The 25,457-nt window shown below is 40.6% G+C and carries 27 protein-coding genes; 14 read left to right on the top strand and 13 right to left on the bottom strand.

All coding sequences use genetic code 11. From position 1 onward, the window contains the following. Positions 1-50 precede the first annotated feature (50 nt). The gene (gene recA / locus AC1XUO_RS10320) at positions 51-1,121 is read left to right on the top strand and encodes a recombinase RecA (RefSeq protein ID WP_235153768.1); all 1,071 of its coding nucleotides are present in this window, start codon (positions 51-53) and stop codon (positions 1,119-1,121) included. An 80-nt stretch (positions 1,122-1,201) separates the two neighbouring features. On the opposite strand, the gene AC1XUO_RS10315 is transcribed toward recA, so the two are convergent. The 6 genes from AC1XUO_RS10315 to AC1XUO_RS10290 all read right to left on the bottom strand — a co-directional run bounded on the left by AC1XUO_RS10315 (position 1,202) and on the right by AC1XUO_RS10290 (position 8,492). Next, complete coding sequence (locus tag AC1XUO_RS10315) at positions 1,202-2,737, bottom strand: sigma 54-interacting transcriptional regulator (RefSeq protein WP_483329699.1); 1,536 nt, start codon at positions 2,735-2,737, stop codon at positions 1,202-1,204. Between the two features lie 16 nt (positions 2,738-2,753). Then, positions 2,754-4,325, bottom strand: coding sequence for a ribonuclease Y (gene rny, locus AC1XUO_RS10310; protein WP_483329698.1), 1,572 nt, complete (start codon positions 4,323-4,325; stop codon positions 2,754-2,756). Positions 4,326-4,495: 170 nt separating this feature from the next. Continuing rightward, positions 4,496-4,807, bottom strand: a complete 312-nt coding sequence (locus AC1XUO_RS10305; RefSeq protein WP_483329697.1) for a cell division protein ZapA — start codon at positions 4,805-4,807, stop codon at positions 4,496-4,498. Continuing rightward, positions 4,804-5,148 carry a hypothetical protein gene (locus AC1XUO_RS10300; RefSeq protein WP_235153772.1) on the bottom strand — a complete coding sequence of 115 codons (345 nt, stop codon included), beginning with the start codon at positions 5,146-5,148 and terminating at the stop codon, positions 4,804-4,806. The genes AC1XUO_RS10305 and AC1XUO_RS10300 overlap by 4 nt, the downstream gene beginning before the upstream one ends. 137 nt (positions 5,149-5,285) lie before the next feature. Beyond that, complete coding sequence (gene pheT / locus AC1XUO_RS10295; protein WP_483329696.1) at positions 5,286-7,700, bottom strand: phenylalanine--tRNA ligase subunit beta; 2,415 nt, start codon at positions 7,698-7,700, stop codon at positions 5,286-5,288. Between the two features lie 135 nt (positions 7,701-7,835). Beyond that, positions 7,836-8,492 (bottom strand): DUF1684 domain-containing protein, encoded by a 657-nt coding sequence (locus AC1XUO_RS10290; protein WP_483329695.1) that lies wholly within the window; start codon positions 8,490-8,492, stop codon positions 7,836-7,838. Positions 8,493-8,683: 191 nt separating this feature from the next. Here AC1XUO_RS10290 and AC1XUO_RS10285 point away from each other — a divergent pair, with 191 nt between their 5' ends. Further along, positions 8,684-9,061 carry a response regulator gene (locus tag AC1XUO_RS10285; RefSeq protein ID WP_137341445.1) on the top strand — a complete coding sequence of 126 codons (378 nt, stop codon included), beginning with the start codon at positions 8,684-8,686 and terminating at the stop codon, positions 9,059-9,061. A gap of 8 nt (positions 9,062-9,069) precedes the next feature. Next, positions 9,070-9,831, top strand: coding sequence for an MBL fold metallo-hydrolase (locus AC1XUO_RS10280; RefSeq protein ID WP_483329694.1), 762 nt, complete (start codon positions 9,070-9,072; stop codon positions 9,829-9,831). Between the two features lie 22 nt (positions 9,832-9,853). On the opposite strand, the gene AC1XUO_RS10275 is transcribed toward AC1XUO_RS10280, so the two are convergent. Beyond that, positions 9,854-10,240, bottom strand: a complete 387-nt coding sequence (locus tag AC1XUO_RS10275) for a type II toxin-antitoxin system VapC family toxin (RefSeq protein ID WP_483329693.1) — start codon at positions 10,238-10,240, stop codon at positions 9,854-9,856. A gap of 1 nt (position 10,241) precedes the next feature. Beyond that, on the bottom strand, positions 10,242-10,448 hold the full coding sequence (gene vapB, locus AC1XUO_RS10270; RefSeq protein WP_483329692.1) for a type II toxin-antitoxin system VapB family antitoxin: 207 nt from the start codon (positions 10,446-10,448) through the stop codon (positions 10,242-10,244). 143 nt (positions 10,449-10,591) lie between these two features. On the opposite strand from vapB, the gene AC1XUO_RS10265 reads away from it, so the two are divergent. From AC1XUO_RS10265 to rodA, 5 genes are all read left to right on the top strand, one after another. Next, on the top strand, positions 10,592-11,458 hold the full coding sequence (locus tag AC1XUO_RS10265; protein WP_483329691.1) for a CPBP family intramembrane glutamic endopeptidase: 867 nt from the start codon (positions 10,592-10,594) through the stop codon (positions 11,456-11,458). A gap of 84 nt (positions 11,459-11,542) precedes the next feature. Continuing rightward, a complete protein-coding gene (locus AC1XUO_RS10260; RefSeq protein WP_483329690.1) occupies positions 11,543-12,661 on the top strand; it encodes a PLP-dependent cysteine synthase family protein in 1,119 nt (372 codons plus the stop codon). Positions 12,662-12,694: 33 nt separating this feature from the next. Then, positions 12,695-14,269: an NFACT RNA binding domain-containing protein gene (locus AC1XUO_RS10255; RefSeq protein ID WP_483329689.1), complete on the top strand. Its 1,575-nt coding sequence runs from the start codon at positions 12,695-12,697 to the stop codon at positions 14,267-14,269. 94 nt (positions 14,270-14,363) lie between these two features. Continuing rightward, positions 14,364-16,289, top strand: coding sequence for a penicillin-binding protein 2 (gene mrdA, locus AC1XUO_RS10250; RefSeq protein ID WP_483329688.1), 1,926 nt, complete (start codon positions 14,364-14,366; stop codon positions 16,287-16,289). A 54-nt stretch (positions 16,290-16,343) separates the two neighbouring features. Beyond that, entirely contained in the window at positions 16,344-17,627 is a 1,284-nt protein-coding gene (gene rodA, locus AC1XUO_RS10245) for a rod shape-determining protein RodA (protein ID WP_483329687.1), read from the top strand. Positions 17,628-17,651: 24 nt separating this feature from the next. On the opposite strand, the gene AC1XUO_RS10240 is transcribed toward rodA, so the two are convergent. The 3 genes from AC1XUO_RS10240 to AC1XUO_RS10230 form a co-directional block, all read right to left on the bottom strand. After that, positions 17,652-18,086, bottom strand: a complete 435-nt coding sequence (locus AC1XUO_RS10240; protein ID WP_483329686.1) for a PIN domain-containing protein — start codon at positions 18,084-18,086, stop codon at positions 17,652-17,654. Beyond that, the gene (locus tag AC1XUO_RS10235; protein ID WP_483329685.1) at positions 18,083-18,286 is read right to left on the bottom strand and encodes a hypothetical protein; all 204 of its coding nucleotides are present in this window, start codon (positions 18,284-18,286) and stop codon (positions 18,083-18,085) included. The genes AC1XUO_RS10240 and AC1XUO_RS10235 overlap by 4 nt, the downstream gene beginning before the upstream one ends. A 97-nt stretch (positions 18,287-18,383) precedes the next feature. Continuing rightward, positions 18,384-18,764 (bottom strand): DUF423 domain-containing protein, encoded by a 381-nt coding sequence (locus AC1XUO_RS10230; protein WP_483329684.1) that lies wholly within the window; start codon positions 18,762-18,764, stop codon positions 18,384-18,386. Positions 18,765-18,947: 183 nt separating this feature from the next. Between AC1XUO_RS10230 and AC1XUO_RS10225 the strand changes: the two genes are divergently transcribed. Next, entirely contained in the window at positions 18,948-20,018 is a 1,071-nt protein-coding gene (locus tag AC1XUO_RS10225; RefSeq protein ID WP_483329683.1) for a glycosyltransferase family 9 protein, read from the top strand. Between the two features lie 17 nt (positions 20,019-20,035). Here AC1XUO_RS10225 and AC1XUO_RS10220 read toward each other — a convergent pair whose 3' ends face one another. After that, a complete protein-coding gene (locus AC1XUO_RS10220; protein ID WP_483329682.1) occupies positions 20,036-20,698 on the bottom strand; it encodes a YggS family pyridoxal phosphate-dependent enzyme in 663 nt (220 codons plus the stop codon). Between the two features lie 138 nt (positions 20,699-20,836). Between AC1XUO_RS10220 and AC1XUO_RS10215 the strand changes: the two genes are divergently transcribed. From AC1XUO_RS10215 to rplI, 4 genes are all read left to right on the top strand, one after another. Further along, positions 20,837-21,778 carry a kinetochore Spc7 family protein gene (locus AC1XUO_RS10215; protein WP_483329681.1) on the top strand — a complete coding sequence of 314 codons (942 nt, stop codon included), beginning with the start codon at positions 20,837-20,839 and terminating at the stop codon, positions 21,776-21,778. Positions 21,779-21,917: 139 nt separating this feature from the next. Next, complete coding sequence (gene rpsF, locus AC1XUO_RS10210; RefSeq protein WP_235153792.1) at positions 21,918-22,295, top strand: 30S ribosomal protein S6; 378 nt, start codon at positions 21,918-21,920, stop codon at positions 22,293-22,295. Positions 22,296-22,298: 3 nt separating this feature from the next. Further along, a complete protein-coding gene (gene rpsR, locus AC1XUO_RS10205; protein WP_015811483.1) occupies positions 22,299-22,550 on the top strand; it encodes a 30S ribosomal protein S18 in 252 nt (83 codons plus the stop codon). Positions 22,551-22,570: 20 nt separating this feature from the next. Further along, complete coding sequence (gene rplI / locus AC1XUO_RS10200) at positions 22,571-23,017, top strand: 50S ribosomal protein L9 (RefSeq protein ID WP_235153793.1); 447 nt, start codon at positions 22,571-22,573, stop codon at positions 23,015-23,017. A 109-nt stretch (positions 23,018-23,126) separates the two neighbouring features. Here rplI and lysM read toward each other — a convergent pair whose 3' ends face one another. After that, a complete protein-coding gene (gene lysM / locus AC1XUO_RS10195; RefSeq protein WP_483329680.1) occupies positions 23,127-23,582 on the bottom strand; it encodes a peptidoglycan-binding protein LysM in 456 nt (151 codons plus the stop codon). A gap of 212 nt (positions 23,583-23,794) precedes the next feature. Here lysM and AC1XUO_RS10190 point away from each other — a divergent pair, with 212 nt between their 5' ends. Further along, the gene (locus AC1XUO_RS10190) at positions 23,795-25,447 is read left to right on the top strand and encodes a glycerol-3-phosphate dehydrogenase/oxidase (protein WP_483329679.1); all 1,653 of its coding nucleotides are present in this window, start codon (positions 23,795-23,797) and stop codon (positions 25,445-25,447) included. Positions 25,448-25,457: the final 10 nt, after the last annotated feature.

Here is a 25,457-nt window from a genome sequence, read left to right as displayed (position 1 = left end):
CCTAAGCCGCTATTTTATATACAAACTAAAAACACAACTTGTCCTGCTTTATGGCACAACCAACAACATCGGATAAAGACAACAAATTAAAGGCGCTCCAAACTACACTTGAAAAACTAGACAAGACGTATGGTAAAGGTACCGTAATGCGCCTGAGTGATACCAAAGTGTTGGACATCCCGGTAATTTCTACCGGTTCTCTTGGGCTGGATCTTGCACTCGGTGTAGGAGGAGTTCCCCGCGGCCGGGTAGTTGAGATCTACGGTCCGGAATCTTCCGGGAAAACTACTTTGTCGATGCACTGCATCGCCGAAGCACAGAAGAAAGGAGGACTTGCCGCATTCATCGACGCCGAACATGCATTTGACCGTGCGTATGCTGAGAAATTAGGAATTGATACAAGTAATCTTTTGATCTCTCAGCCTGATAATGGTGAACAAGCGTTAGAAATTGCTGAACATTTGATCAGCAGTGGCGCTGTTGATATTATTGTCATTGACTCAGTTGCTGCGCTTGTGCCGCGTGCTGAGCTGGAAGGTGAAATGGGAGACAGTAAAATGGGTCTTCAGGCTCGTTTGATGTCCCAGGCATTACGTAAGCTTACCGGTGTGATTAATAAAACGGGTTGCTGCTGTATATTCATAAACCAGCTTCGTGAGAAGATTGGTGTGATGTTCGGTAACCCGGAAACAACAACGGGTGGTAATGCTTTGAAATATTATGCTTCTGTGCGTCTGGATATCCGTCGTGTTGGGCAGATTAAAGAAAGTGCTGACCAGATCCTTGGTAACAGAACACGTGTTAAAGTCGTAAAAAATAAAGTAGCTCCGCCGTTTAAAGTGGTTGAATTCGACATCATGTATGGCGAAGGAATCTCGAAAGTTGGAGAGATCATCGATTTGGCGGTTGAGCTGGAAATCGTTAAAAAATCAGGCTCATGGTTTAGCTATGACGGAAACCGTCTTGGACAGGGCCGTGACGCCGTGAAAGCGCTTATCAAGGATAATCCTGAATTGATGGACGAATTGGAAGCAAAGGTACGTGCCAAAGTTAATCGTGAACCAGAAGTTTTGGTTGATACATTGGAACCAAACATCGCTGACGACGGAGCGCCTGAATGATATTCAGAAGTTACAGAAATATAAAAGTAAACGGCCTCAGGAATTTCCTGAGGCCGTTTACTTTTATCGCTATTTTTAAATTAGAATGGATTCTTGTCATCCTCATCTTCATCAAAATCATAATCTTCGTCGTCCGGCCCGGAGAACATGCTGCTTACCAGATCCTGGAATTTAATACCTTGATCAAGCGACTGTTTACCGATCAATGAGTATTCAGCCATACCGTGAAGAGCAAATTCCATCATGAATAGTTTTTCATTGGAATCGCCGTATGCGCTCAACATATCAACAAAATCGTCAAGTCCGTCAATTGTTTTAAGGCGGGCATTGTACTCACGATCCGTCATATCACCGATCATTTCCATTTCATTTCCAGAACCAAACCACTCGATTACTTTCGCAAAAGGGTTGATTTTGCTTTTCTTGGATTTTTCAGGATCCGGGAAATAGTTCAGAAATTGGGTGCGGATTGCTTTACCAATCAGGTTTTGAGCCACAATAACCGGACCTTCAACCTCACCTTCGTATACCAATTCAACTTTACCGCAAATGGCTGGTATAACCCCATAAAGATCTGCGATGCGGACGTATGTTGTATCTTCACCGTTGATCAAAGCGCGACGTTCAGCAGCACTCAAAAGACTTTCGTAAGCGGAAATTGTCAAACGGGCAGACACGCCGCTTTTGCTATCCACATATTCGCTTTCACGCGCTTCGAAAGCGATCTGCTCAATTAGTGTTTTTACTAACTCGTTGACCTTAACAATTTCTTTTTGCTCTTTCTTAACGTGTGCCTCTTGCTCGGTAATTTTCTTACCAACTTCAAGCGTTTTTGGATAATGCGTAACAATCTGGCTTTCGATACGGTCTTTCAACGGCGTTACGATGCTTCCACGGTTGGTATAATCTTCCGGATTCGCAGTAAATACAAATTGGATATCCAAAGGAAGACGAAGCTTAAATCCGCGGATCTGGATATCGCCTTCTTGTAAAATGTTAAACAAAGCGACCTGGATACGAGCCTGTAAGTCCGGTAACTCATTGATTACAAAAATCCCTCTGTGCGAACGTGGAATCAACCCATAATGGATCACGCGTTCATCTGAATAAGGTAATCTCAAAGTAGCAGCCTTGATAGGATCAACATCACCAATTAAATCGGCTACTGAAACATCAGGCGTTGCCAGTTTTTCTGTATAACGCTCATCCCTGTGAAGCCAGGCGATGGGCGTGTTATCTCCTTTTTCATCAATCAGATCTTTGGCAAATCTCGACAACGGTGCCAAAGGATCATCATGCAATTCAGAATCCTTAACATAAGGAATATATTCGTCCAGCAAATTGACCATCATCCGTGCAATACGTGTTTTTGCCTGTCCACGTAAACCTAACAAATTGATGTTGTGCATAGATAAGATTGCACGCTCAACATCAGGAATAACTGTCTCTTCATACCCCCAGATCCCGGGGAAAACTTCTGTTTTACTTTTTATTTTTTCAATCAGATTATCCCGAAGCTCCTGTTTGATCGAACGGGATTCATAACCTGCTTTTTTCAACTCACCAAGCGTATGAATGCCCAATGTTTCTTTACTTGTAAGCTCTGAATATTTCATGTATCATTAGGCTGTTTTACCGCGCATATGCCACTGAGCGCATTTCACGGATTACGGTAATTTTTATTTGTCCGGGATACTGCATTTCTTTCTCTATTTTCTGAGAAATGTCAAAAGAAAGCATTCCCGCTTTTTCATCCGAAACGTTGTCTGCATCTATAATAACGCGAAGTTCGCGGCCAGCTTGAATAGCATAACATTTTTCAACACCATCAAATGACATCGCCATGTTTTCAAGATCACGCAAACGCTGGATATAGGATTCCATCATTTCGCGACGAGCACCCGGGCGAGATCCTGAAATAGCATCACAAACCTGAATGATCGGAGACAAAATACTTGTCATTTCAATTTCATCATGGTGAGCTCCGATTGCATTGCATACCTCCGGATTTTCCTTGAATTTTTTCGCAAGCTCCATACCCAAAATGGCGTGTGGCAGATCAGATTCTTCCGGCCAGACTTTTCCAATATCATGAAGCAGACCAGCACGTTTCGCCAGTTTGGTATTTAACCCCAATTCGGACGCCATAGTTGCACAAAGCTTAGCAACCTCACGTGAATGCTGTAAAAGATTCTGTCCGTACGAAGAACGGAATCGCATACGTCCGATCATTTTTACAAGCTCGGGATGCAATCCGTGAATACCCATATCAATTACCGTACGCTCACCGATCTCAACAATTTCGTCGTCAATATTCTTTCTTGTTTTGGCTACAACTTCTTCAATCCGAGCCGGGTGAATACGGCCATCCTGAACAAGACGGTGTAAGGCAAGTCGTGCAATTTCACGACGAACAGGATCAAAACCGGAAATTACGATGGCCTCAGGAGTATCATCAACGATGATTTCAACACCAGTGGCTGCTTCCAGTGCACGAATATTCCGTCCTTCGCGACCAATGATTTTACCTTTGATGTCGTCGTTTTCGATGTTGAAAACGGATACACAGTTTTCAATCGCGTGTTCTGCGGCAGTGCGTTGAATGGTTTCAATAACAATCTTCTTTGCTTCTTTCGTAGCTGTAAGACGAGCTTCTTCCATCGCGCTTTTCACATACGACCCTGCTCTTGTGTCTGCTTCCGCTTTTAGAGCATCCACCAATTGCTCTCTTGCCTGATCTGCGGTGAGATTCGCAAGTTTTTCCAGTTGCGCCACTTGCTGACTAAGCATTTTTTCAGCTTCTTCCCGCTTTTTAGTAGCGGTTTCCAGCTGGCCGTTAAGATTGGTTTTTAGTGTTTCAAGCTCATGTTCACGACGCTTGTTTTGCTCAACCGTTTGCTGAAGACTCTGTTCGCGCTGTTTAAGCTTTTGTTCGTTGGTCTGAAGAATAACTCTCTTTTTGTTAGACTCTTCTTCGAATTCTGATTTCAGGCGAAGATACTTTTCTTTTGCTTCGAGGATGCGGTCTTTTTTGATATTTTCAGCAGATTGTTCTGCATTTCGTACGATCTCAGCAGCCCGTTCCTGAGCATCTTTTTCCTTTTGATCGAAAGATTTTTTGAAAATGTATTTACCTGCAAATACACCGACGCCAAGCGCGATGATATCAGATAATAAAACAATAAACATTAAAGAATTTGACATTTTAGTAATGTGTTTACAATAGTTGGGTGCTACCGACTACATGCGCTTAAAATGCCGAACCTGTTTGTTGTACGATGGTTAAAGATTTTGCTCTATGCCTGATTTTAAAAAGGATAATCTGTATCAAACCTTATATCACTATGGGTCTGTACCGGAAAATATTTATCAACTTAATTGGGAATCGCATCTGCAACATTCACTTCCAGTGCATCTATCCTTTTTTCGAACATTGCCAGAAGATTTTTATTCTCTTCCATATTTCTTTGTAATGCAACCAGGCATTCAATAGAAGTCAGTGCTATGGCCTCAATATCGTCGTATCCTTTTCCTTTTTCCTTCAACGCTTTCACGCGTTCCTTAAAAACATCATATCCATCCCTGTAAAATATTTCCTGATCAGCGGGAACACTTAACTTGAAACCTCTGTCAAGTATTTTTATGAACACCGAAACATCAGGATTGGGTATATGATTCTTTTTCATAAGGTATCTTCAAGCAATTCTATGCACTTATCGATCTCTTCAATATATCGTTCAACTGTTTCTTTCAGTTCGGCCAAACCGCCTGTTGGTGTCAGTTTACTAGTGACAATTTTAACGAAAGTTTTAGACTTATTAAAGTCTTTTTGCAAACTTGTGTATTTTTTCTTTATTTCTTGTACTTCTACCTTTAACGCGGCATTACCCGACCGTAGTTCGGCATTTTCGCGCTGCAATTCTGAAACTGACCAACTTAGTTTCTCTTTCGTCAGGATTAAGATGTCCAACTTCTTCTCAAAGTCGGATAATTTACGCTCAATCATGCGTGAATTGCTTTGTTCCATTTTTTATCAAATGCGGTGCTGGCCGCGGTTAAAAAATAAAACCAGGCGGCCAAACCGCCCGGTTTTAGTAGTATCTAAATTTTACAAAACCAATATGGCGCGTTAAATCCGTGCAATTTGAGGCAGTCCGACTACATTTATTTTCTGATCACTGCGCCTAATTCACGTTCATAGGAGGAAATTAATTTCTGCATCGATTTGTCGATAACTTTATCAGTCAGGGTTTGCTGGTCGTCCTGTAAAATAAAACTGATCGAATATGATTTTTTTCCTTCCAGATTGGCTCCTTCATATACATCAAAAACGTTCACCGAGCGCAGTAGCTGTCTTTCGGTTTTATATGCAATCTGGCGAAGCTCTTCAAATGTTATTTTCTTTTCAACAACCAACGACAAATCGCGGCGCACTTCCGGGAAGCGTGAAACTTCTTTGAATTCAACTGCTGAATTGTATTGTTTTAAAAGATAATCCCAATCAAAATCAGCAAAGAAAACGGGCGCTTTTACGTCGGCCTTTTTTGTAATTGCTGATTTCAATAAACCAAACGATACAAGCTGTTTTTTATTCAGCGTCAGGGCAATTCCTTCCGAAAATATAGTAGAATCGGCTGTTTCCTTTTCGATATTTTTCACTTTCATGGCAACCAAAATTTGGTTTACCGAAGCTGCAAGATCATGGAATGCCACTTCTCTTCCTTTTTGCAGCCAGGTTTCTTCCTGGGTATTTCCCGAAATAAAAAGAGCCAGGCGTTCTTTTTCAGTATACTTACCATTTACTTCATGATAAGTTTTTCCAAATTCAAACAATTTGAGATCTTTCTGTCGGCGGTTTGCATTGTAAGCGACAACTTCCAATCCTGTGAAAATAAGTGTCTGGCGCATGACAGACAAATCCTCACTCAGATAATTCAGGATCTTAACGGGATTCCCAGCAACACTTTGACCCAGCGTCGACTGCGGTTCTGGTTTGGTCAAAGAATTGGTGATTGTTTCATTAAACCCATTAGCAGCCAACAGTTCAGAAACCCGCATTTTTAGTTTTTCCGGGTCGTTAACCGGGAAATCAGAAAGATAATCGGAGCTTAAACCCTGTGAAAGTTCTATCTGATCAAAACCATAGATACGCAAAATCTCTTCGATGATATCAGCCTCACGCAATACGTCGACACGGTAAGGTGGTACGATAGCAGTAAAACCAGTTTCATCTTCGTTCTCAATTTTTATATCCAATCCATTCAGAATGTTTTTGATCAACGATTTTTCCAAAGATTTCCCAAGCAATCTGTCGATGTTTCGGTATTTAACTTTTACTTCAAAATCAGCAACCGGATTTGGATACAGATCGGTAATGTCAGAAGATATCGTCCCGCCCGCAATTTCTTTAATCAATAATGCTGCTCTTTTCAAAGCAAAAACCGGCATATTCGGATCAGTTCCTCTCTCAAAACGGAAAGACGAATCTGTTTTTAATCCAAAACGCTGTGCCGTTCGACGCACCCAGATCGGCGAGAAATAGGCTGACTCTAAAAAAATCGACGTCGTTTCTGTGGTTACTCCCGAAGTCAATCCTCCAAAAACACCGGCAATACACATCGGCTCTGTTTCATTACAAATCATCAGATCGGCCTCAGAAAGTTTTCTTTCCTGGCTATCCAATGTTACAAACGTCGTCCCGGCTGCGACGGTTTTTACAATCACTTTTTTACCTGTGATTTTATCTGCGTCAAACGCGTGCATCGGCTGACCAAGTTCGTGGCAGATATAATTGGTGATATCTACAATCGAATTGATGGACCGGATACCAATCGTATTCAGTCGCTGTTTCAGCCATTCCGGAGAGTCTCCAACTTTGATTCCTGTGATTGTTAAACCTGCATAACGCGGAGCTGCCTCGTCATTCTCAACAGTTACCGAAATTGAAAGATCGTTGTTGTCAATGGAAAAAGAATCCACTGAAGGTAATTTAATTGCCCGGTTTAAAACGGCTTTCAAATCGCGCGCTACACCATAATGCGAGGCTGCATCAGCGCGGTTCGGTGTTAATCCGATTTCTATCAAGTAATCAGAAGAAATCCCAAAGTATTCAGAGGCAGGAGTACCATTAGGCAAATCGGTATCCAAAACAAGGATCCCGTCATGTGACATTCCCAGGCCAAGTTCGTCTTCGGCACAAATCATTCCTTCAGATAGTGCTCCTCTGATTTTTGACTTTTTCAATACCAAAGGTTCATCGCTTCCTGTTGGGTATAATGTAGCACCGACGGTCGCCAGAATTACCTTTTGTCCGGCAGCAACGTTTGGCGCGCCACAAACAATGTTAAGCGGCTGTTCCAGACCAATATCAACAGTAGTAATTTTCAATCGATCCGCCTCAGGATGTTTTTCACAAGTCAGCACTTCACCGATCACAACACCTTTCAGACCTCCTTTGATGGATTCAACCTCTTCTATACCTTCTACTTCAAGACCTGTTCCCGTCAGTAATTTGCCGATTTCTTCCGGAGTTTCGGTAATTTCTATTAATTCTTTAAGCCACTTATACGAAATTTTCATGCGGGTAATTTATATGAGTACCAGATCCAAAGTATCAGTGAATCGACATAAAGTCAGAATTTATCTTTCCTGGCTTCCTCGCGTTAACAACCACTTTTGATTATCTGGTGCTGATTTTAATTTATTTATACAAAATTAATGATTTCCTTCTTCAGTTTGTTCTCCTGCACGAATTGCGACTGATAAAGTATTTTCCGCAGGCGGAACCGGGCATGCATAAGTTGGCGCATAAACGCAATAGGGATTATAAGCAGTATTAAAATCCAGAACCAACGAGTCTCCTTTTATTTTGGAAACTGGGTAGTCCAGATATCTTCCGCCACCATAGGTTTCTTTTCCACTCGTCGCGTCTTTAAAAAGGACAGATATTACTGCCTCATTTTTCAACAGCAGGAGTTTTTCAGCAACGCCATTGATGGTGAAATTTGCGTAACCAATTCGTTCGTAATCAGTTGTACTTCCATCTGTATAGGTTACTTTCATTTCCTTATCTTCCTTTTCATAAGGCGTTATAAAGGCTTTCACACGATAAGTCGGATCAATATCAAAATAATGAAGTCCGTGAAAACTATCTTTATCCTGGATAGGGGAGTCTTTTGTGGTTTTAAACTGATCGTCTTTCGCGATTCTTTCCTGTGTGATCTTGTCAATATATTGCTGCGGATTGGCAGCGATAAGGTCATCTTTATCGGCCTCTGCATTTCCTGAACCAAAATTTTCAATAAAAAAATAAGCCAGTATAGCTATCAGCATCGCGAGGGTACTCCAGCGTATTACTTTATTTTTGAACATAATTTCCCAAATCAAATAGTAAAATGAATTACAAACTTACATCTGAAACATGCGTTTGAAAAAATCAGAGCCTGATTATTTATATTTTTATCATAATTTTGGAACTTCCACGCAGCGGAATTTGCGTTCTTGATTGAAATATACCTAAATTCACCTGCCAAATAATTAAAAAACAATACCTGATCCATTATATGTCCTACACAAAACGAGTACTCATTGCCGAAGACAGCTCAGTAATTCAAAATCTGGCAAGGAAGATTCTGGAATTTCAACATTACGAGATTACTTCCGTTAAGAATGGAGAACAAGTGTTACAACTTCTTGAAAAGGAAGATTTTGACATCATTTTGCTGGATATCAATATGCCTGTGATGGATGGAATGGAGTGTGCACGGAATATTAGAAAATTGGCAAATGCTGACAAAGCCAAAACACCAATTGTAGCAATAACTGGCAACGCAAAAAATTATTCTGAAGAAGACTTTAAAGAAGCCGGATTTGACGATGCGCTTATGAAACCATTAAACTTTGACCGTTTGGTAGAGGTGGTTGCGCATTTGACAGAATAGCGAGTTGCATGAAGATTACATTTTTAGGAACCGGCACATCACAAGGAGTACCCGTTATTGCTTGTGATTGTGCCGTTTGCCGTTCAACTGATTTACGCAATAATCGCCTCAGAACCTCTGTCTGGATACAGGTTCATGGTAAGTCTTTTGTAATTGACAGCGGGCCTGATTTTCGCCAGCAAATGCTGCGCGCCGATGTCAGGCAATTGGATGCAATTATTTATACCCATCAGCATAAGGACCACACTGCAGGCCTCGACGACTCGCGTGCATTTAATCACCGCCAGCAGCAGGATATTCCACTTTACGGCCGTCAGGATGTTCTGAACCAGATTCAGGTAGAATTTGCTTACGCTTTTTCAGAAAAAAGATATCCGGGAGTTCCGCACTTTGAACTACATCCAATTGAAAACCGACCTTTTGACGTGCAGGGTGTTCAATTTATTCCCATAGAAGTGATGCACCACAAGCTGGCCGTTTATGGATATCGCATCGGCGACTTCACCTATATTACGGATACCAATTATATTTCTGAAATAGAACAGGAAAAAATTTTAGGATCCAGGATACTTGTCCTTGATACACTTCAAAAGGAACCGCACCTTTCCCATTTCACATTATCACAGGCACTTGAATTAATCGATATACTCAACGTACCCGCTGCATACCTCACGCATATAAGTCATAAACTAGGATTGCATGCTGAGGTTGAAAAAGAGCTTCCCCCAAATGTGCATCTGGCTTATGATGGGCTGGTTTTGGAGTTGTGAGAAAGTCAAACTAGTCGACTGCTCACCAGAATGTATCTAAGCTATACTGCTTTATGTGATCGTCCCGGCTTATCACACATAGATTTAAATCAATAGCTGTCGAAACAATAATCCTGTCAAAAGGATCCTTATGAATAAACGGAAGAAGTTGGAGCTGTTTTAATGTGGATATTTCAATTGGAAGTACAACAATATCTGAAGTTACGCATGCTTCGTAAAGTTCATCAATTGTATAATCCAATTCTAATTTACCAATATTAGACTTGATCGTAATTTCCCAAAAAGAGGCTATGCTGATATATAGTCTGGATTTGCTGTCAGTAAGGATTTGCCTGGCTCCATCAGAAAGCTGGCTACTGTTATCCTGCATCCAGAGCAAGGTATGCGTATCTAGTAAGTATTGCTTCATTTTACATGTAGTCCTTGAACTCTTCCAAAGGGGCGTCGAAATCAGAGCTCATTTTCATCTTTCCCTTTAAAAGTCCCAGCGTCCTTTTAGGATCTTTATGAGGAGAATGAAGTTTTTTTTCAAGGATGAAATCAACAAAGTCTTCAACCTCTTGCTGGTATGCAACAGGAACTTTTTTTATCTTTTCCAATAATTGCGAGACTGACATGTTAAGTTGTGTTAAATATGAGAACAGCTTCTAAAATAAAGTTAAACATAAAAGAGTTAATACGAAACGTATGCAGTGTATTTGATGGAACTTTGTTAATCAATAATTAGACATAATCGGCAACTCACAACTACACGCCCCATTTGAAAAATCATACACCCGAAAGCAAAGGTTGGAAAGATGTACTGCTAATTATTGTTCCATATCTGGTTGTTGGAGGTATTTTTCAGTTTATTGCCCTTCATGTTGCTGGTCTGGAGTTCTCTTCTGATGTTTTGGAGACAGACAAGCATTTTTTCATTATCGCCCTTTTTGACCTTATCGCTGCTTTTCTTCTTGTCGGAACTTTTACAATCTATTTTGTTAAAAGTAAATTCGTTACGGTTGGTTTTCGTCCAGGTTTTATTTTGACGGACACTTTGATTGGCATATTAACAGGTTTCATCATCATGTTAATTTCTCTTTTAATTCTGATCCAAACCGAGCAAATTGTGATAAAAACCCTGGATCGTAATTTTTTAAATGGATTATGGATTTTCGGGACCTTTGTGTTCGTGGGGATATCGGAGGAATTGCTTTTGCGGGGTTATGTTTTGAACAATCTGATGCGCTCTTGCAAGAAAAGTACCGCATTGGTCATTACCTCAGCTCTGTTTGCTTTCATGCATATTGGCAATCCAAATATGGACGTTCTCGGATTTGTTGGATTGTTTTTCGCCGGGTTGCTTCTTGGTTATTCCTACATAATTACCAACAATCTGTGGCTACCGATGTCTTTGCATTTCAGCTGGAATTTTTTTCAAAGCTTTTTTGGATTCAATGTCAGCGGGAACGACTTCTACTCTTTCGTGATAACAACTTTTCAAAAGGAGAATATCTGGAATGGAGGTGATTTTGGTTTTGAAGGTTCGCTGATCTCTCTTATTTTTCAGCCACTAACGATCGCGTCTCTTTATTTTATCTTTCGAAAAAGAAATATTGAAATGCGTTTGCCGGACGCGTTGAAGTAATTCGCTGATGGTAAAAACTTGAAAGGAGATTTATGTTTTATTGCTTTCTGTTAATATGCTGTAATCTTTGCATTATTAATAAAGATGCCGAATATCGCATATTGGGTATCGAATTCTAAAAGTTACCAGTCTATGTATCGTCAGTCCAACGAGCACAATAAATCATCCTGGATCGGGAGTGCAATTTCAAAAATTGATGCAGATTATCAGCGCTCTGCTGATACGCACCTTATATTTTTGAAACTTCCCTTGTTTCCGGATATCGATTTTTATTTTAAGGATGAATCCACGCATCCTTCCGGCAGTTTGAAGCACCGCCTTGCCCGGTCACTTTTTTTATATGCGATCTGTAACGGCTGGATTCACAAAGGGACGACTGTCGTAGAGGCTTCGAGTGGTTCAACGGCTGTTTCCGAAGCCTATTTTGCAAAATTATTAGGGCTACCTTTTGTTGCGGTTATGCCAAAGTCAACCAGTCCGGACAAGATTCAGGCTATCGAATTTTACGGAGGGCGATGCCATTTTGTCGGGCATCCTGCTGAGGTTTATGAAGTTTCGAGACAGCTAGCTCATGAAACCGGCGGGCATTTTATGGACCAGTTTACCTATGCAGAACGGGCTACCGACTGGCGTGGCAATAACAACATTGCTGAATCGATCTTTCGGCAGATGGCCCATGAAAGGTATCCTGTGCCGCGCTGGATTGTGACTGGTGCAGGGACTGGTGGAACTTCTGCTACGCTTGGCCGTTATGTCCGTTATGAGCAACATGCTACCGAAATATGCGTTGTTGATCCGGAGAACTCTGTCTTTTATGATTTTTGGAAAAACAGCAATTCCGAACTTTGTGGTGAACATGGATCGCGCATTGAAGGTATAGGCCGGCCAAGAGTTGAGCCGTCATTTTTGAGGACTGTCGTTGACCACATGATTCAGGTACCGGACGCCGGGAGTTTTGCAGCGATGCAGGCTTTAACTTTGCTGCTAAATAAAAAGGTAGGAGGCTCTTCAGGAACCAATTTTTGGGGTGTTTTGGAATTGGCGAAACAAATGAAGGCAAAAAGCGAAGCGGGTTCCATAGTCACACTGATCTGTGATTCAGGAGATCGTTATCTGAATACCTATTACAATGAAGACTGGCTAAAAGACCATGGTTATGCAGACGAAGTGGAGAGGCAGAAAACTCTGTTGGGAGTGTCTTAAAATACTTAAAAAAATAACAACAAATAAAACCCAGTGCATCAGAATTATTATTTCTTAAAGCAACTTGCTCCGCGACTAAATCAGGAGTTGACCGGAAAAAAATTTATCGAGGCTTTCAGCCAGGAAAAAGATGAGATCGTTCTGGTGTTTGCCGAGTCTGAGATTGACGAGGAATTGAAAAATCCATTTTTCATCAAAGCTACACTTAGGTCTGATTTCGCCTGTCTTAGTTTTCCTGATAAGTTTGATCGTGCGAGAAGAAATAGTGTAAATCTGTTCACAGACTTATATCAACAGCAAATTATTCATGTCCGTGTTTTTACTAATGAGCGGGCAATTGAAATTATTTTCAAAAGCGCGGAGGTGTTGGTTCTGAAATTATTTGGAAACCGTTCGAATCTTATTTCGTTTTCCAAGGAGGGGTCGGTTCTTCAACTATTCAACAATAAGTTGGCAGCAGATCAGACACTTTCGCTCGATACGATGGATCGTAAAATCGATCAGTCTTATGATGCTTTTGTTAAAAATGACTACCGTTTTGAGTCTCTGTTTCCAACTTTTGGAAAGTTGGTTAACAATCATTTGAACACATTGTTAAAAGAAACTGGTGAACCTGAAAAGCGATGGGTTATCGTCCAGAATATTTTAAAACAGCTGGAACAGCCGACGTTTTACCTCACCAAAATTGAATTGGTGCCTATTCTTTCACTTTTACCATTCGGTGAGGTTCTCGATTCGTATAAGGATCCGGTTGAAGCGTTGAATGCGTATTATTATGCTTTCATCCGCCTGACAGGTATAGAAAAAGAAAAGGCTGAAATATTGAGGATTCTGAAAAAACGTATTTCTCAAACAGATAACTATCTGGAAAACACATTCAAAAAGCTTGTTGCGCTGGAAGAGGGAACGAAAAATGATGAAATCGCCAACATTCTTATGGCCAATCTGCATTTGATTCCTGATCGGGCAGAGTCGGTGGAATTATATGATTTCTATCGTGACCAACCTATAAAAATCCGTTTGAAAAAAGATCTAACACCTCAAAAAACTGCGGAAGGTTATTATCGTAAATCCAAAAACGAAAAGATAGAAATTGCACGATTGCACGATAGTCTGGAAGTCAGGGAAAATGAACGGGAAAAGATGCTTGGATATGTTAAGTCAATCGAATCAATCGAAATGTTGCGGGAGCTTCGGATGTTTATCAAATCCAATGGCTTGGCGGGGGGTAACACCGTTTCCGTAGAACAGGCTGACTTATTTAAGAAAGTTGTCTTTTTGGGGTATACCATTTTGATTGGTAAAAATGCGAAAAACAACGATCTGTTAACGAAACAATATGCCCACAAGGAAGATTTATGGCTGCATGCACGGGATGTGACGGGTTCGCATGTAGTCATTAAAAATCAATCCGGGAAGAAATTTCCGTCGCAGGTCATAGAACGAGCTGCACAGCTTGCAGCATGGCATTCGAAAAGGAGAACGGACAGTTTATGTCCCGTGATCGTAACGCCAAAAAAATATGTACGTAAGCCCAAAGGATTGCCTGAAGGAGCCGTCGTGATTGATAAAGAAGATGTGATCATGGTTGTTCCTACGCCGGAATAAAGAGTGATATTTTAGGTATCAAATGGCTTTGATAAGTCTTTCGATATCACGAACTTCGTAACAAAATTGAGAGAACAGGAATATTTAGTGCAGAATGCTTGAAAATCGCCGCTTTGTAATTATTGGCTTCTTTACATTAATAGGTATCATTTACTTATTTCGTTTATTTTATTTACAAGTCCTCGATGAGAGTTATTCAATCGAATCTTCCAGCAACTCCATCAAACGTGTCATTGAAGTACCTTTCCGTGGTCAGATTTATGATAGAAACGGAAAATTGATTGTCTATAACACGCCTGTTTATGATTTGCTTGTAACTCCTAATAAGGTAAAAGTTGATGATACGCTACGTTTCTGCCGGGTTTTGGGTATTGAACGTCGGGAATTTGATAGTCTGGTCAATGCAGCAAGTTCCTATTCCCGCAACAAACCTTCTTTATTTTTAAGACAATTGTCGAAAGAAGATTTCGCGTCTATCCAGGACATTATGGTGGATTTCTCGGGGTTTGAATTCGCGAAGAGTTCGATGCGTACATACAAAGCCGCAACACTTGCCAATACGCTTGGTTACGTTAGTGAGATCAGCAAAAAACAGCTGGAAAATCAGGAAGAACCCTATTACCGACAAAGCGATTACATCGGGCAAACGGGGATTGAAAAGATTTACGAGAACGAGCTGAGAGGGAAACGGGGTACTAAATTTATCATGCAAAATGTAAGCGGTGTTTACAAAGGTGCATGGAAAAACGGTGAGCTGGATACCATGGCTGTTGCGGGAGAAAATTTGTATTCCGGAATTGATATTGATATTCAGCAATATGCGGATAGTTTGATGGTGAACAAAGTAGGTAGTATTGTAGCAATCGAGCCAAAAACAGGGCAGATTTTGTCAATGGTTTCCGCGCCGACTTATGATCCGAATATCCTGGCAACCCGGTTTTTTTCAAAAAACTATACGGCACTCTACCGCAACCCATACAAGCCGCTTTTCAACCGACCGGTTATGGCGAGTTATCGTCCTGGTTCGACGTTTAAATTAATTCAGGCGTTGATTGGTTTGCAGGAGGGTGTTATCACACCTAATAGTGGCTTTACGCATGCGAATTGTCCTATTGGTTGTCACGTTCATCCGGGAACCCCAACAGTGGCACTCGGCGTGACACATTCCTGTAACCCGTATTTTTACAACGTTTTTCGCCGGATTATCTACAATAACAAAATTTCAAATACATTTAAAGCTTCTGCGGTCGGTCTGGATGACTGGCATGACAAGATCAGTAAGTTTGGAATCGGCCAGCAACTGGGAATTGATTTACCAAGTGAGCGTAAAGGGAATTTGCCTGACAAGAAATATTACGATAAAATTTACGGCGAAAACCGTTGGAAATTTTCGAATATTTATTCGTTAAGTATTGGGGAAGGTGAAATTTTGATTACGCCTTTGAAAATGGCAAACGTCGCTGCCATCATAGCGAATAAGGGTTACTATTACACACCACACGTGATTCATGGGATCGGGGAGAAAAAAACACTAAAACCGGAATTTGCAGTCCGTCATGAAACCGGGGTAGCGGCCCATCATTTTGATCCTGTTATTGAAGGAATGTTAGGGGCAGTAGAAGGTGGTACGGCAAGAAGGTCGAAGGTTGAGGGGATTTCGATTGCTGGTAAAACGGGGACATCCCAAAATAAAAGAGGTCTGGATCACTCAATTTTTATTGCTTTTGCGCCTGTTGAGAATCCGAAAATTGCAATTGCTGTTTTTGTAGAAAATGCAGGATCCGGAGGTCAGGCGGCGGCTCCGATAGCCAACCTGATCATAGAAAAATATCTAACGAGGAAAATCACAAATAAGGGGCTCGAAGAGAGGATGATGAAGGCGGATTTCATGAAAAACGTAATTTTGCCTGCTCCGCCCAAGCCAATCATTAAAGATACCACAAAAAGAAGAACGGGAATTCCGATGGTGCCGGTTGAAAAACCGATGCCGAAAGTGATCAACTGGTTGAAAAGATTCTAGTCTGACTGGTCTTGTTAGTAGTCAAATCATCATAATTTTTTAATTGTCAAGTTAATGGAAGAGGGAAAACCCATAACCAAAAATGTCGATTGGATGGTCGTATTGATCTATATCGCTTGTCTTGGGATAGGGTGGGTCAATATTTATGCAGCGGTTTATAATCCGGAAACGCATAGCAGTATATTCGATTTATCAAACAATGCCGGCAAGCAGCTGATGTGGATCGGTACTACATTTATCCTGATCATCTGTATCCTGGTTATTGATTATAAATTTTACGAGACCTTTTCTTTTATTATTTATGCAATAGTAATATTTCTGCTCGTCGTCGTACTTTTTGCCGGGTCTAATATTAATGGTTCGCGCTCCTGGATCAAATTCGGTGCCATTTCGCTGCAACCGGCACAGTTTGCAAACCTGGCTGTTAGTTTGGCAATTTCGAAGTATTTGAGTGATCCTGCTATTAGTTTGTCGCGAAAATTGAAGGATTATTATCCAATTCTAGGTATCATAATTCTACCTTCAATATTGATTCTTTTGTCAAATGAGACAGGTTCGATGCTCGTTTTCGCTTCTTTTGCAATCATACTTTATCGTGAGGGAATGCCAGGATTTATTCCGGCTATCGGAATTGTTTCAGCAGCTTTGCTGATAATTTCTCTTCTTTACGACTCCTGGTATATCGCCGGAGCAATCATTTTTATCGCAGGAATTGTGATCTGGTTAATGCCGGTTATGACACGTCGTCGGGGCGGTCTTGTGGCAACGATTTTAATTGCCTTCGTGATGATTTCGATTGTTTTTGGCGTAGATTTTTTTATGAATAATGTTTTACAAAAACATCAGCGCGGACGTATTATGGTGCTTCTGGATCCTGATTCCGATCCTCGCGGTATCGGCTGGAATGTTATTCAGTCAAAAATTGCGATCGGTTCGGGCGGGTTTACCGGCAAAGGATTTTTACAAGGGACACAAACAAAATTTGATTTCGTTCCTGAGCAAAGCACCGACTTTATTTTTTGCACCGTCGGGGAGGAGCACGGATTTATTGGAACTGCTGTTGTTGTTACGTTATTTATCTTATTGATTTCCAGGCTTGTAATCTTGGCGGAGCGACAGCGAAGCCGTTTTGCAAGAGTATATGGCTATTGTGTCGCAGGAATATTCTTCTTCCATTTTTTGGTCAATGTGGGAATGACAATCGGACTGATGCCGGTTATTGGAATTCCTCTGCCGTTTTTCAGCTATGGAGGATCGTCCTTATGGTCGTTTTCTGTATTGCTTTTTATCTTTTTAAAGATAGATGCGCAACGGCCATTTACGTTATCCAGGGGGTGATTTTGATCGAAATCAGGTAGGCTTTTAAATCAATTTTTCAAATAATTCGCTAGTAGTAATGATACGATTAAAGCCTAGCGCAGTCAAGTAATTGATTAATTTTTTATCTCCTGTCCATAGCCAGCCGTCAGTCTGCAAGGTCAGCGCTACATAATTAATATCAAAAGCATCCACACCAACAGTCAAGCGCTTAGCCTTTATCCAGTATTGTTGTTCGATTAATGTCTCATTAAAGAACTCGATATGCCTGAGTGCGGAGTATAAAATATCCAAAACTTCGGGTTGAGACCTCTTTGAATATTTAATGATCTTTGGCTGATGCTTGAATAATTCGATAAATGCATAATAGCAGCTTACTTTATTAAAAGGGGACGACGGATGTGCAATTATTTGTTCAATCCTGCTATCCGGTGCAATCACAGCACTGAACAAGATATTCATGTCGACAACGACAATCATTTAATGAAGAGACTGCGGTTTTTTATCCACCACTCATTATGAATATCACGCGCTAATTCCGCAGCTTCTTCCTCCGTTCCCTGATTTTTTGAAATGGATTCCATTAAACTAAGGTAGTCAACAACCTTTTGCGTCGCCCTTATATCAACCGGTGCGCTAATACGTATAATCAAATCCTGATTTTGCTGTTCAATTACCATTTGTTATCCTTTTAACAAATATAACAAACTAATTATCAACAGTCAACCCTTATGATATGCGTTGATCAATGACAATTACCTCGCGAATAGCAAAAAATTAACTCAATTTTCCTGCCGCCATTATTAACAATATCCATCCGATTATCAGCAGCAATCCGCCGATAGGTGCGGTCGCTCCAAATTTTGTGATGCCGGTAAAGCAAATTGCATACAAGGATCCTGAAAAAATCAATACGCCAAAAATAAATGCATGGCCGGACCACCCTAATAATTTTACGGCGTCTTCTCCCGCTCTCTGCAACAAAAGTCCTACCAAAACCATCGCCAGCGCGTGATAAAACTGGTACTTAACAGCGGTTTCAAAAGTGTCCATTCTTCCGGAAGCTTCCAGCATCCCTTTTAATGCATGTGCGCCAAATGCGCCAAGTGCTACAGCTATTGCGCAAAACAATCCACCAGCTTGAATAATAAATTTCATATAAAAAAAAGGAAAGTTTGTAATTGAAAATACTTGTATCGAGCTTGTCAGCCAGGTACGAATAGGCCGGGGGCAAAGTTAGGTTTGAGAAAAGGGCTAACCAACTCTTGATTCATATTTCTTTATTAACTTGCGCACATAAATATCCGGCGGTAAATATTTGGTCCGGGCAAAATTTTTAAAATGACTATTGAACGATTTATCCAGCTTTGGACGCACCGCTATTTTAAATATACCCACATATTTAAAGCTCACCTGCAAGGTTATAAGGCCTGGTTACATTTCAAATTTAAAAAAGCGGGTTTTTCAAAGCGGAGAGAATTAATCGCTATCGTCAGGACTGAACATTTTGGCGACATCGTTGCAGCAGAACCGATATCCAGATATGTGCGTTCGCTTCACCCGGATGCGCATATCGTGTGGTTTGTCAAACCTGCTTACCATGAGTTGCTGGATCATAACCCTGCCATAGATGAGACTTTTGCAGAGTTTTGTGTAACACAACGTCGGGTTTTGTTAAATACGGGTGTATTTGACAAAGTTTATCCGCTTCAGTTCAGCAACAATAATCATTGCTCCAAATGCCAGGTTTTTGTAGATAATCCTGTCGCAGAAAAGAGGGGTATTAATGTGCATACTTATTTCAACTTTGGTAATCTGCTTGAAGTTTTTGCGCAAACGGCTGACTTGATTGGCGAAAAAGTGGCTTTTCCAGCGGACGATAATCCAAGACTGTATTTGCAGGAAAGTCATCGTCAGAAAGTGGATACGCTGGCGTTGCCGGAAAAATTTATTGTGCTCCATTGCCAGTCGAATTATGCGCCAAAAGATTGGCCGGCAGCGCGCTGGAACCAGCTTATCGAATGGCTAGCGGCAAACTATTCGTACCATATTATAGAAATTGGCCTGGTTAGTAACTTGTCTGTAAAAACACCTGTTTACCGGAATTTGTGTGGAAAGTTGTCCATACTCGAAACCGCAGAGGTTATTAAACGGGCGGAATTTTTTATAGGACTTGATAGCGGGCCATCACACCTGGCAAATGCTGTTGGTACGAATGGAATCATTTTGATGGGATCTTTGGGCAGTTTTCCTTCTTACAATCCTTATTCTGGTAAGTTTGGCAGACAGGAAAATGCAGTTTTCGTCAGAAAGGATGGCTCACCTTGTTCAGATCTGACCTTTGAATTCGTGCAAAATAAAGTGGTTTCAGCATTGGGAAATACGGAAAAGAAAGAAAGCAGTACTTTTTAATACTGCTTTCGTACTAACTATCGTGCTCCGAAAATCGCACTACCGACACGAACGAAGGTGCTGCCTTCTTCAACTGCAATTGGAAAATCACCGCTCATACCCATCGATAATTCTTTCATTTCCACATTTTCCTTATCATAAGATTTAAGAGACTCGAACATATTTTTCAACGTACGAAATTCCTGGCGGACTTTATTATTATCGTCTGTATTTGAAGCCATGCCCATCAGACCAACGATTTTAATATTATTTAAGGAAGGCAGTTCCTCAGATTCAAGTATTTCACGCGCTTCGGTTTCTGAAAGTCCGAATTTGGTTTCTTCCTCTGCGATAAATATCTGAAGCAGACAATTAATGACGCGGTCATTTTTTTTCGCTTCTTTATTTATTTCTTTTAAAAGTTTGAACTGGTCCACAGAATGTATCATAGAAACATAAGGAGCCATATATTTTACCTTGTTCGACTGCAGATGGCCAATCATGTGCCATTCAATATCTTTTGGTAGTGCCTCATATTTTGCAGTCATTTCCTGGACCTTATTCTCTCCAAATCTGCGAAATCCGGCATCGTAGGTTTCTTGTAAAATTTCAACTGGTTTGGTTTTAGTAACAGCGATTAACCTGGCTTTTCCTTGGAGCTGCTCTTCTATTGCGGCAATATTTTCAGCGATTGTGGACATCTTGAAAGTAAAATTTATGATAATGAACAGCTTAGATCGAATAAATGGAACTTACTTTGCACAAATCGAGCTTAACTTATTTCAAAATTGAAAAAAACATAGTTCTTTTACCAATTAATTTAAAATTTAACTCTCTATATGGACTATAACCAAGAACAAAAGCAAGATCGAAAAACTCTTCTATGGGCTGCTCTGGCCGTTTTAGGATTGCTTAATTTGGTACTTGTCTATTTTATATATCACGAAAAACAAGAAAATAGGGTTAAAGATGATATCATCACAGCAAAAACCGAGGAGGTTTTGTTCACGAAAACAAAACTCGATTCCATATCAGCTGAGTTAGATACCAAAATCGCAGAAATTCAAAAGTTGGGTGGAAGTGTTGATTCTCTGATTGAATTGAAAAAACAACTTGAAAGAGATAAGCAGGAGCTGAAAAATGTGAATAGTTTCTCAGCCGCAAATTTTGATAAAAAAATAAAATCATACGAACAGGTATTATTGCAGAAAGATACCGAACTGGCGAACTTACGAGAGGAATTGGGGATCGTTACCAATAAAAATCAGGAGCTGAGTCAGCAGGTTTCGGGACTGGAATCGGAAAGGCAATTACTGAATGATTCGGTTACTAACTATTCAGCTCAAAACCGTGAACTGGCGGAAAAAGTGACACTTGCCTCCGCTTTGCGTACAGAAGAGCTGGCTATCAACGCAGTATCCTCGAAAGGAAAAGAACGTGAAGGCGGGAAATATAAAGCTAAACGAATTGATAAACTGAAAGTTAGCTTTAAACTCGGTGAAAATGCTGTGGCAAAACAGAATGAGAAGGATATTTATTTAAGAATTCTGGATCCGGAAGGAGCAGTATTGTCTGATATGGCTACTGGATCAGGTGCGTTTTCTTATAATGGAAAGGAAATGATTTACAGTTCGAAACAGACCATTAATTTCACAAACAGTCGTCAGTTGGTCGATATCTACTATGGTCGTGGCGGAATCCAGATGAAAGACGGAAAATATTCAATTGAAGTTTACAGTGAAGGATTTAAAATCGGACAAGGAGATTTTACAGTAAAATAATCTGTAACCGCTTAACTTTCTGATAAATATAAATAGGGCTTGCAATTGTCAATTGCAAGCCCTATTTTTGCACCCTCATTATGGATTCCAGTAATCCCTGATGAGTATTAAAATCAATTTATATTTAAATATTTGCCGTATGTCTAAGCAGTATGAAACGGTGTTCATTCTAACTCCCATCTTGTCTGAGGCTCAGATGAGGGATGCCGTTGAAAAATTCCGTACGCTGATCACTGAGAATGGTGGTTCACTTGTACACGAAGAAAACTGGGGATTGCGTAAGCTAGCCTACCCCATTCAAAAGAAAAATACAGGATATTACACTGTATTCGAATATTCATCGGAAGATGGAGCCGTTGTTGACGTTTTGGAAACGGAATTCCGCCGTGACGAACGCGTTATGCGTTTTATGACAATCGCCCTTGACAAACATTCTCTTGCTTACAACGAGAAAAAACGTAAAGGTCTGATTGGAAGAAAGAAGGAAGAAACAACTGAATCTAAAACCGAAGCATAAGCTATGTCACTCGTAAACGAACCGGTTGAAAAAAACATCAACCGCAAAAAATATTGCCGCTTTAAGAAAGCAGGCATTAAGTACATTGATTACAAGAATCCTGACTTTTTGTTGAAACTTGTAAATGAGCAAGGAAAGATCTTGCCACGTCGTCTTACAGGTACTAGCTTGAAATACCAGCGTAAAGTATCTCAGGCAATTAAAAGAGCACGTCATTTGGCTTTATTGCCTTTTGTTGCTGATCAATTGAAATAAAATAGAAAGAGATACTAACAATGGAAATCATACTAATAACTGATATTGCCGGAGTAGGTTATAAGAACGACATCGTGAATGTAAAAGCGGGTTTCGGTCGTAACTACCTTATTCCGCAGGGTTTTGCCTTATTGGCTAATGACTCTAATCGTAAAATCGTTGCTGAAAACGTGCGTCAGGCTGCTCACAAAGCTGAAAAGCTTAAAAAAGATGCAGAAGACATTGCAACAGCAATTGGCGATTTGATAATTGACATTCGCACTGTTGTTGGAGAAAGCGGCCGTATCTTCGGACGTGTTACCAACACTCAGGTTGCTGACGTGCTTAAATCAAAAGGTTTTGATATTGACCGTAAGAAAATTACTGTTGATGACGTAAAATCTGTTGGTACTTATTCAGCATTGATCGATCTACACAAAGAAGTGAAACACAAAGTAACTTTGAACGTAATCGCAGCAGAAGATTAATATTCAATCTTCTTCGATATAAAAAAAATGACAACCCGAAAGAGTTGTCATTTTTTTTATGTCGTTTTTTTCAACAAACTGACTGCCGATTGCTGATAGCCGACAGCTTTTATAGTGCCGGAATTCTCAAAACCTGGCCCGGATAAATTTTATCAGGATGCGTAAGCATAGGTTTGTTAGCTTCAAAAATAACCGGATATTTCATCATATCTCCGTATACAGCTTTCGCGATCAATGACAGCGTATCACCTTTTTCAACGGTATGATACGTTGCCTCAGGTGCTGGCGTAGCCACTTTCAGACGATTGTCTACGATCTTAACGCCTTCAACATTCCCAACAGCAAGCGCAATTTTTTCTGCATCTTCCTGTTTGGAGACTTCTCCTTCAATAGTAACTGTGTCAACCGAAGTTTTTACTGATAACGAGTTATAAGCAAGTCCAAGTTGTTTTACATGAGCCAAAAGAGCACTGGCGCGTAGTGGTTCTGCTTCCGGTGTTGGAGCAGCTGCTTCCTTGTGGAAAATTTTTTCTCCTACTCCTTGAAAAAAAGAGATTAGTCCCATCGTAAAAATTTGGTTTTGTGTGTAAAAAATTGATTTAATCTTAGAGTCAAAGCTAGTCTATTTTTTGAATAGAACAACTTTCAGACGGTTATTTAACAGATTCGTCACATTTCCAAAGTGCTTATTTAATACATTTTTTACTGCGTTTAGAATGCTCATCTTTGTACTTTTGTATATCACTTCAATAAATACAATTATTATACCCGCCTGGCATGAATCGTACCGAGTCACTCCTGAAATTAAAAAATGAGCAATTTGATATTTGTATAATTGGGGGAGGAGCGAGTGGGGCCGGCTGTGCATTGGATGCAGTGCTGAGAGGATACAAAGTAGCATTAATTGATAAAAGTGATTTCGCATCCGAAACCTCGTCGCGCTCGACAAAGCTAATTCACGGGGGCGTCCGATATCTGGAACAGGCTTTCAAAAACCTCGATTTTGCTCAATTAAAACAAGTTCGGCACGGACTTGAAGAAAGGCATATCGTATTAAAAAACGCTCCACATTTGGCAAGGCCGTTAGCGTTGTTGACACCGGTAAGTTCCTGGATAGAAGGGCTTTATTTCAGTATAGGACTTCGAATGTACGACTGGTTTGCAACGAATGACAGCTTGCCAAAAAGCAGATGGCTGAAAAAGGAACAGGTGTTGTTAAAAATTCCGACGCTTAATAAAACAAAATTGCACAGCGCAGTTATGTATTACGATGGCCAGCTTGACGATGCCCGTTATTGTCTCGCACTTGCACAATCTGCTTCAGAGGCCGGTACGGTCGTTTCAAATTATATTGAAGTAAAAGGATTTGAAAAAAATCAGGTTGGAAAACTGAATGGGGTGCTGGTTTCCGATACGCAATCTGGGCAAGAATTCATCATAAATGCGAAATTGGTCATTAATTGTACCGGGCCGTTTTCGGATAAAATTCGCCATTTTGCCAATAACAGTCTGCCAGCAAGAATTCGTCCAAGCAAAGGTGTTCATGTGGTTCTTCCTTATGAAGTATTAAACAGCGATCACGCGATGCTGATTCCTAAAACGCCCGATGGTAGGGTTGTTTTTGCAATTCCTTTTGAAGGATCAATGTTGCTTGGGACGACGGATACCGATTCAAACGATATAGAAAATGAGGCTAATCTAAACGTTAATGAGGTAGATTATTTAGTCAGTACCTTAAATCCTTACCTGGCAAATAAAATTGATAAATCCCAAATCAAATCAGGTTTTGGAGGTTTAAGACCGCTACTGTCTGCCGATCCGAATAAGTCAACGAAAACATTGCTGCGAGACCATGAGATTGAAATCGATGCTGTTTCCGGGCTTGTAAGTCTTTTAGGTGGAAAGTGGACGACCTATCGTTTAATGGCAAAGGATACAATTGATCAGGCCGATCTTATTTTGGGTCAAAAAAATGAGTGTTCGACTGCCGGCCATATGCTCGTTGGTGGAGCGAATTATGATTTTGACTCCTGGAAATACGTGGCAAGGGATTTCAGTTTGCCGGAGGATGTCAGTAAACATCTCGTACAAAAATATGGTTGCAGGGCTGGTGAAGTTGCGAAGCTGACTACCTTTAGTAATCCTTTGAAAGAAAGACTTAGTCCCCAATATCCCTATATCAAAGCTGAGGTGTTATATACGGTCAGGCAGGAAATGGCTGTGATACCAAGAGATTTTCTTGCGCGAAGGATCCGTTTGGAAATTACAGATTGGAAAACTACATTACAGGTTTTGCCAACTGTTGTAGAAATAATGGGGATCGAACTTGGCTGGGACAACGCAGAAAGGGAAAGGCAAATATCTCAATACGCGCAGCAGCTGCAATATTTTCAGAAGGAAGCAACGGGAGGGGTAAAAAAGGACCTCTGAAATAAATCCT

Source organism: Dyadobacter sp. HNCC25DJ186 (assembly GCF_056895235.1).
The sequence above is the reverse complement of the archived record's forward strand: the minus strand, read 5'-3'. Positions and strand labels throughout refer to the sequence as shown.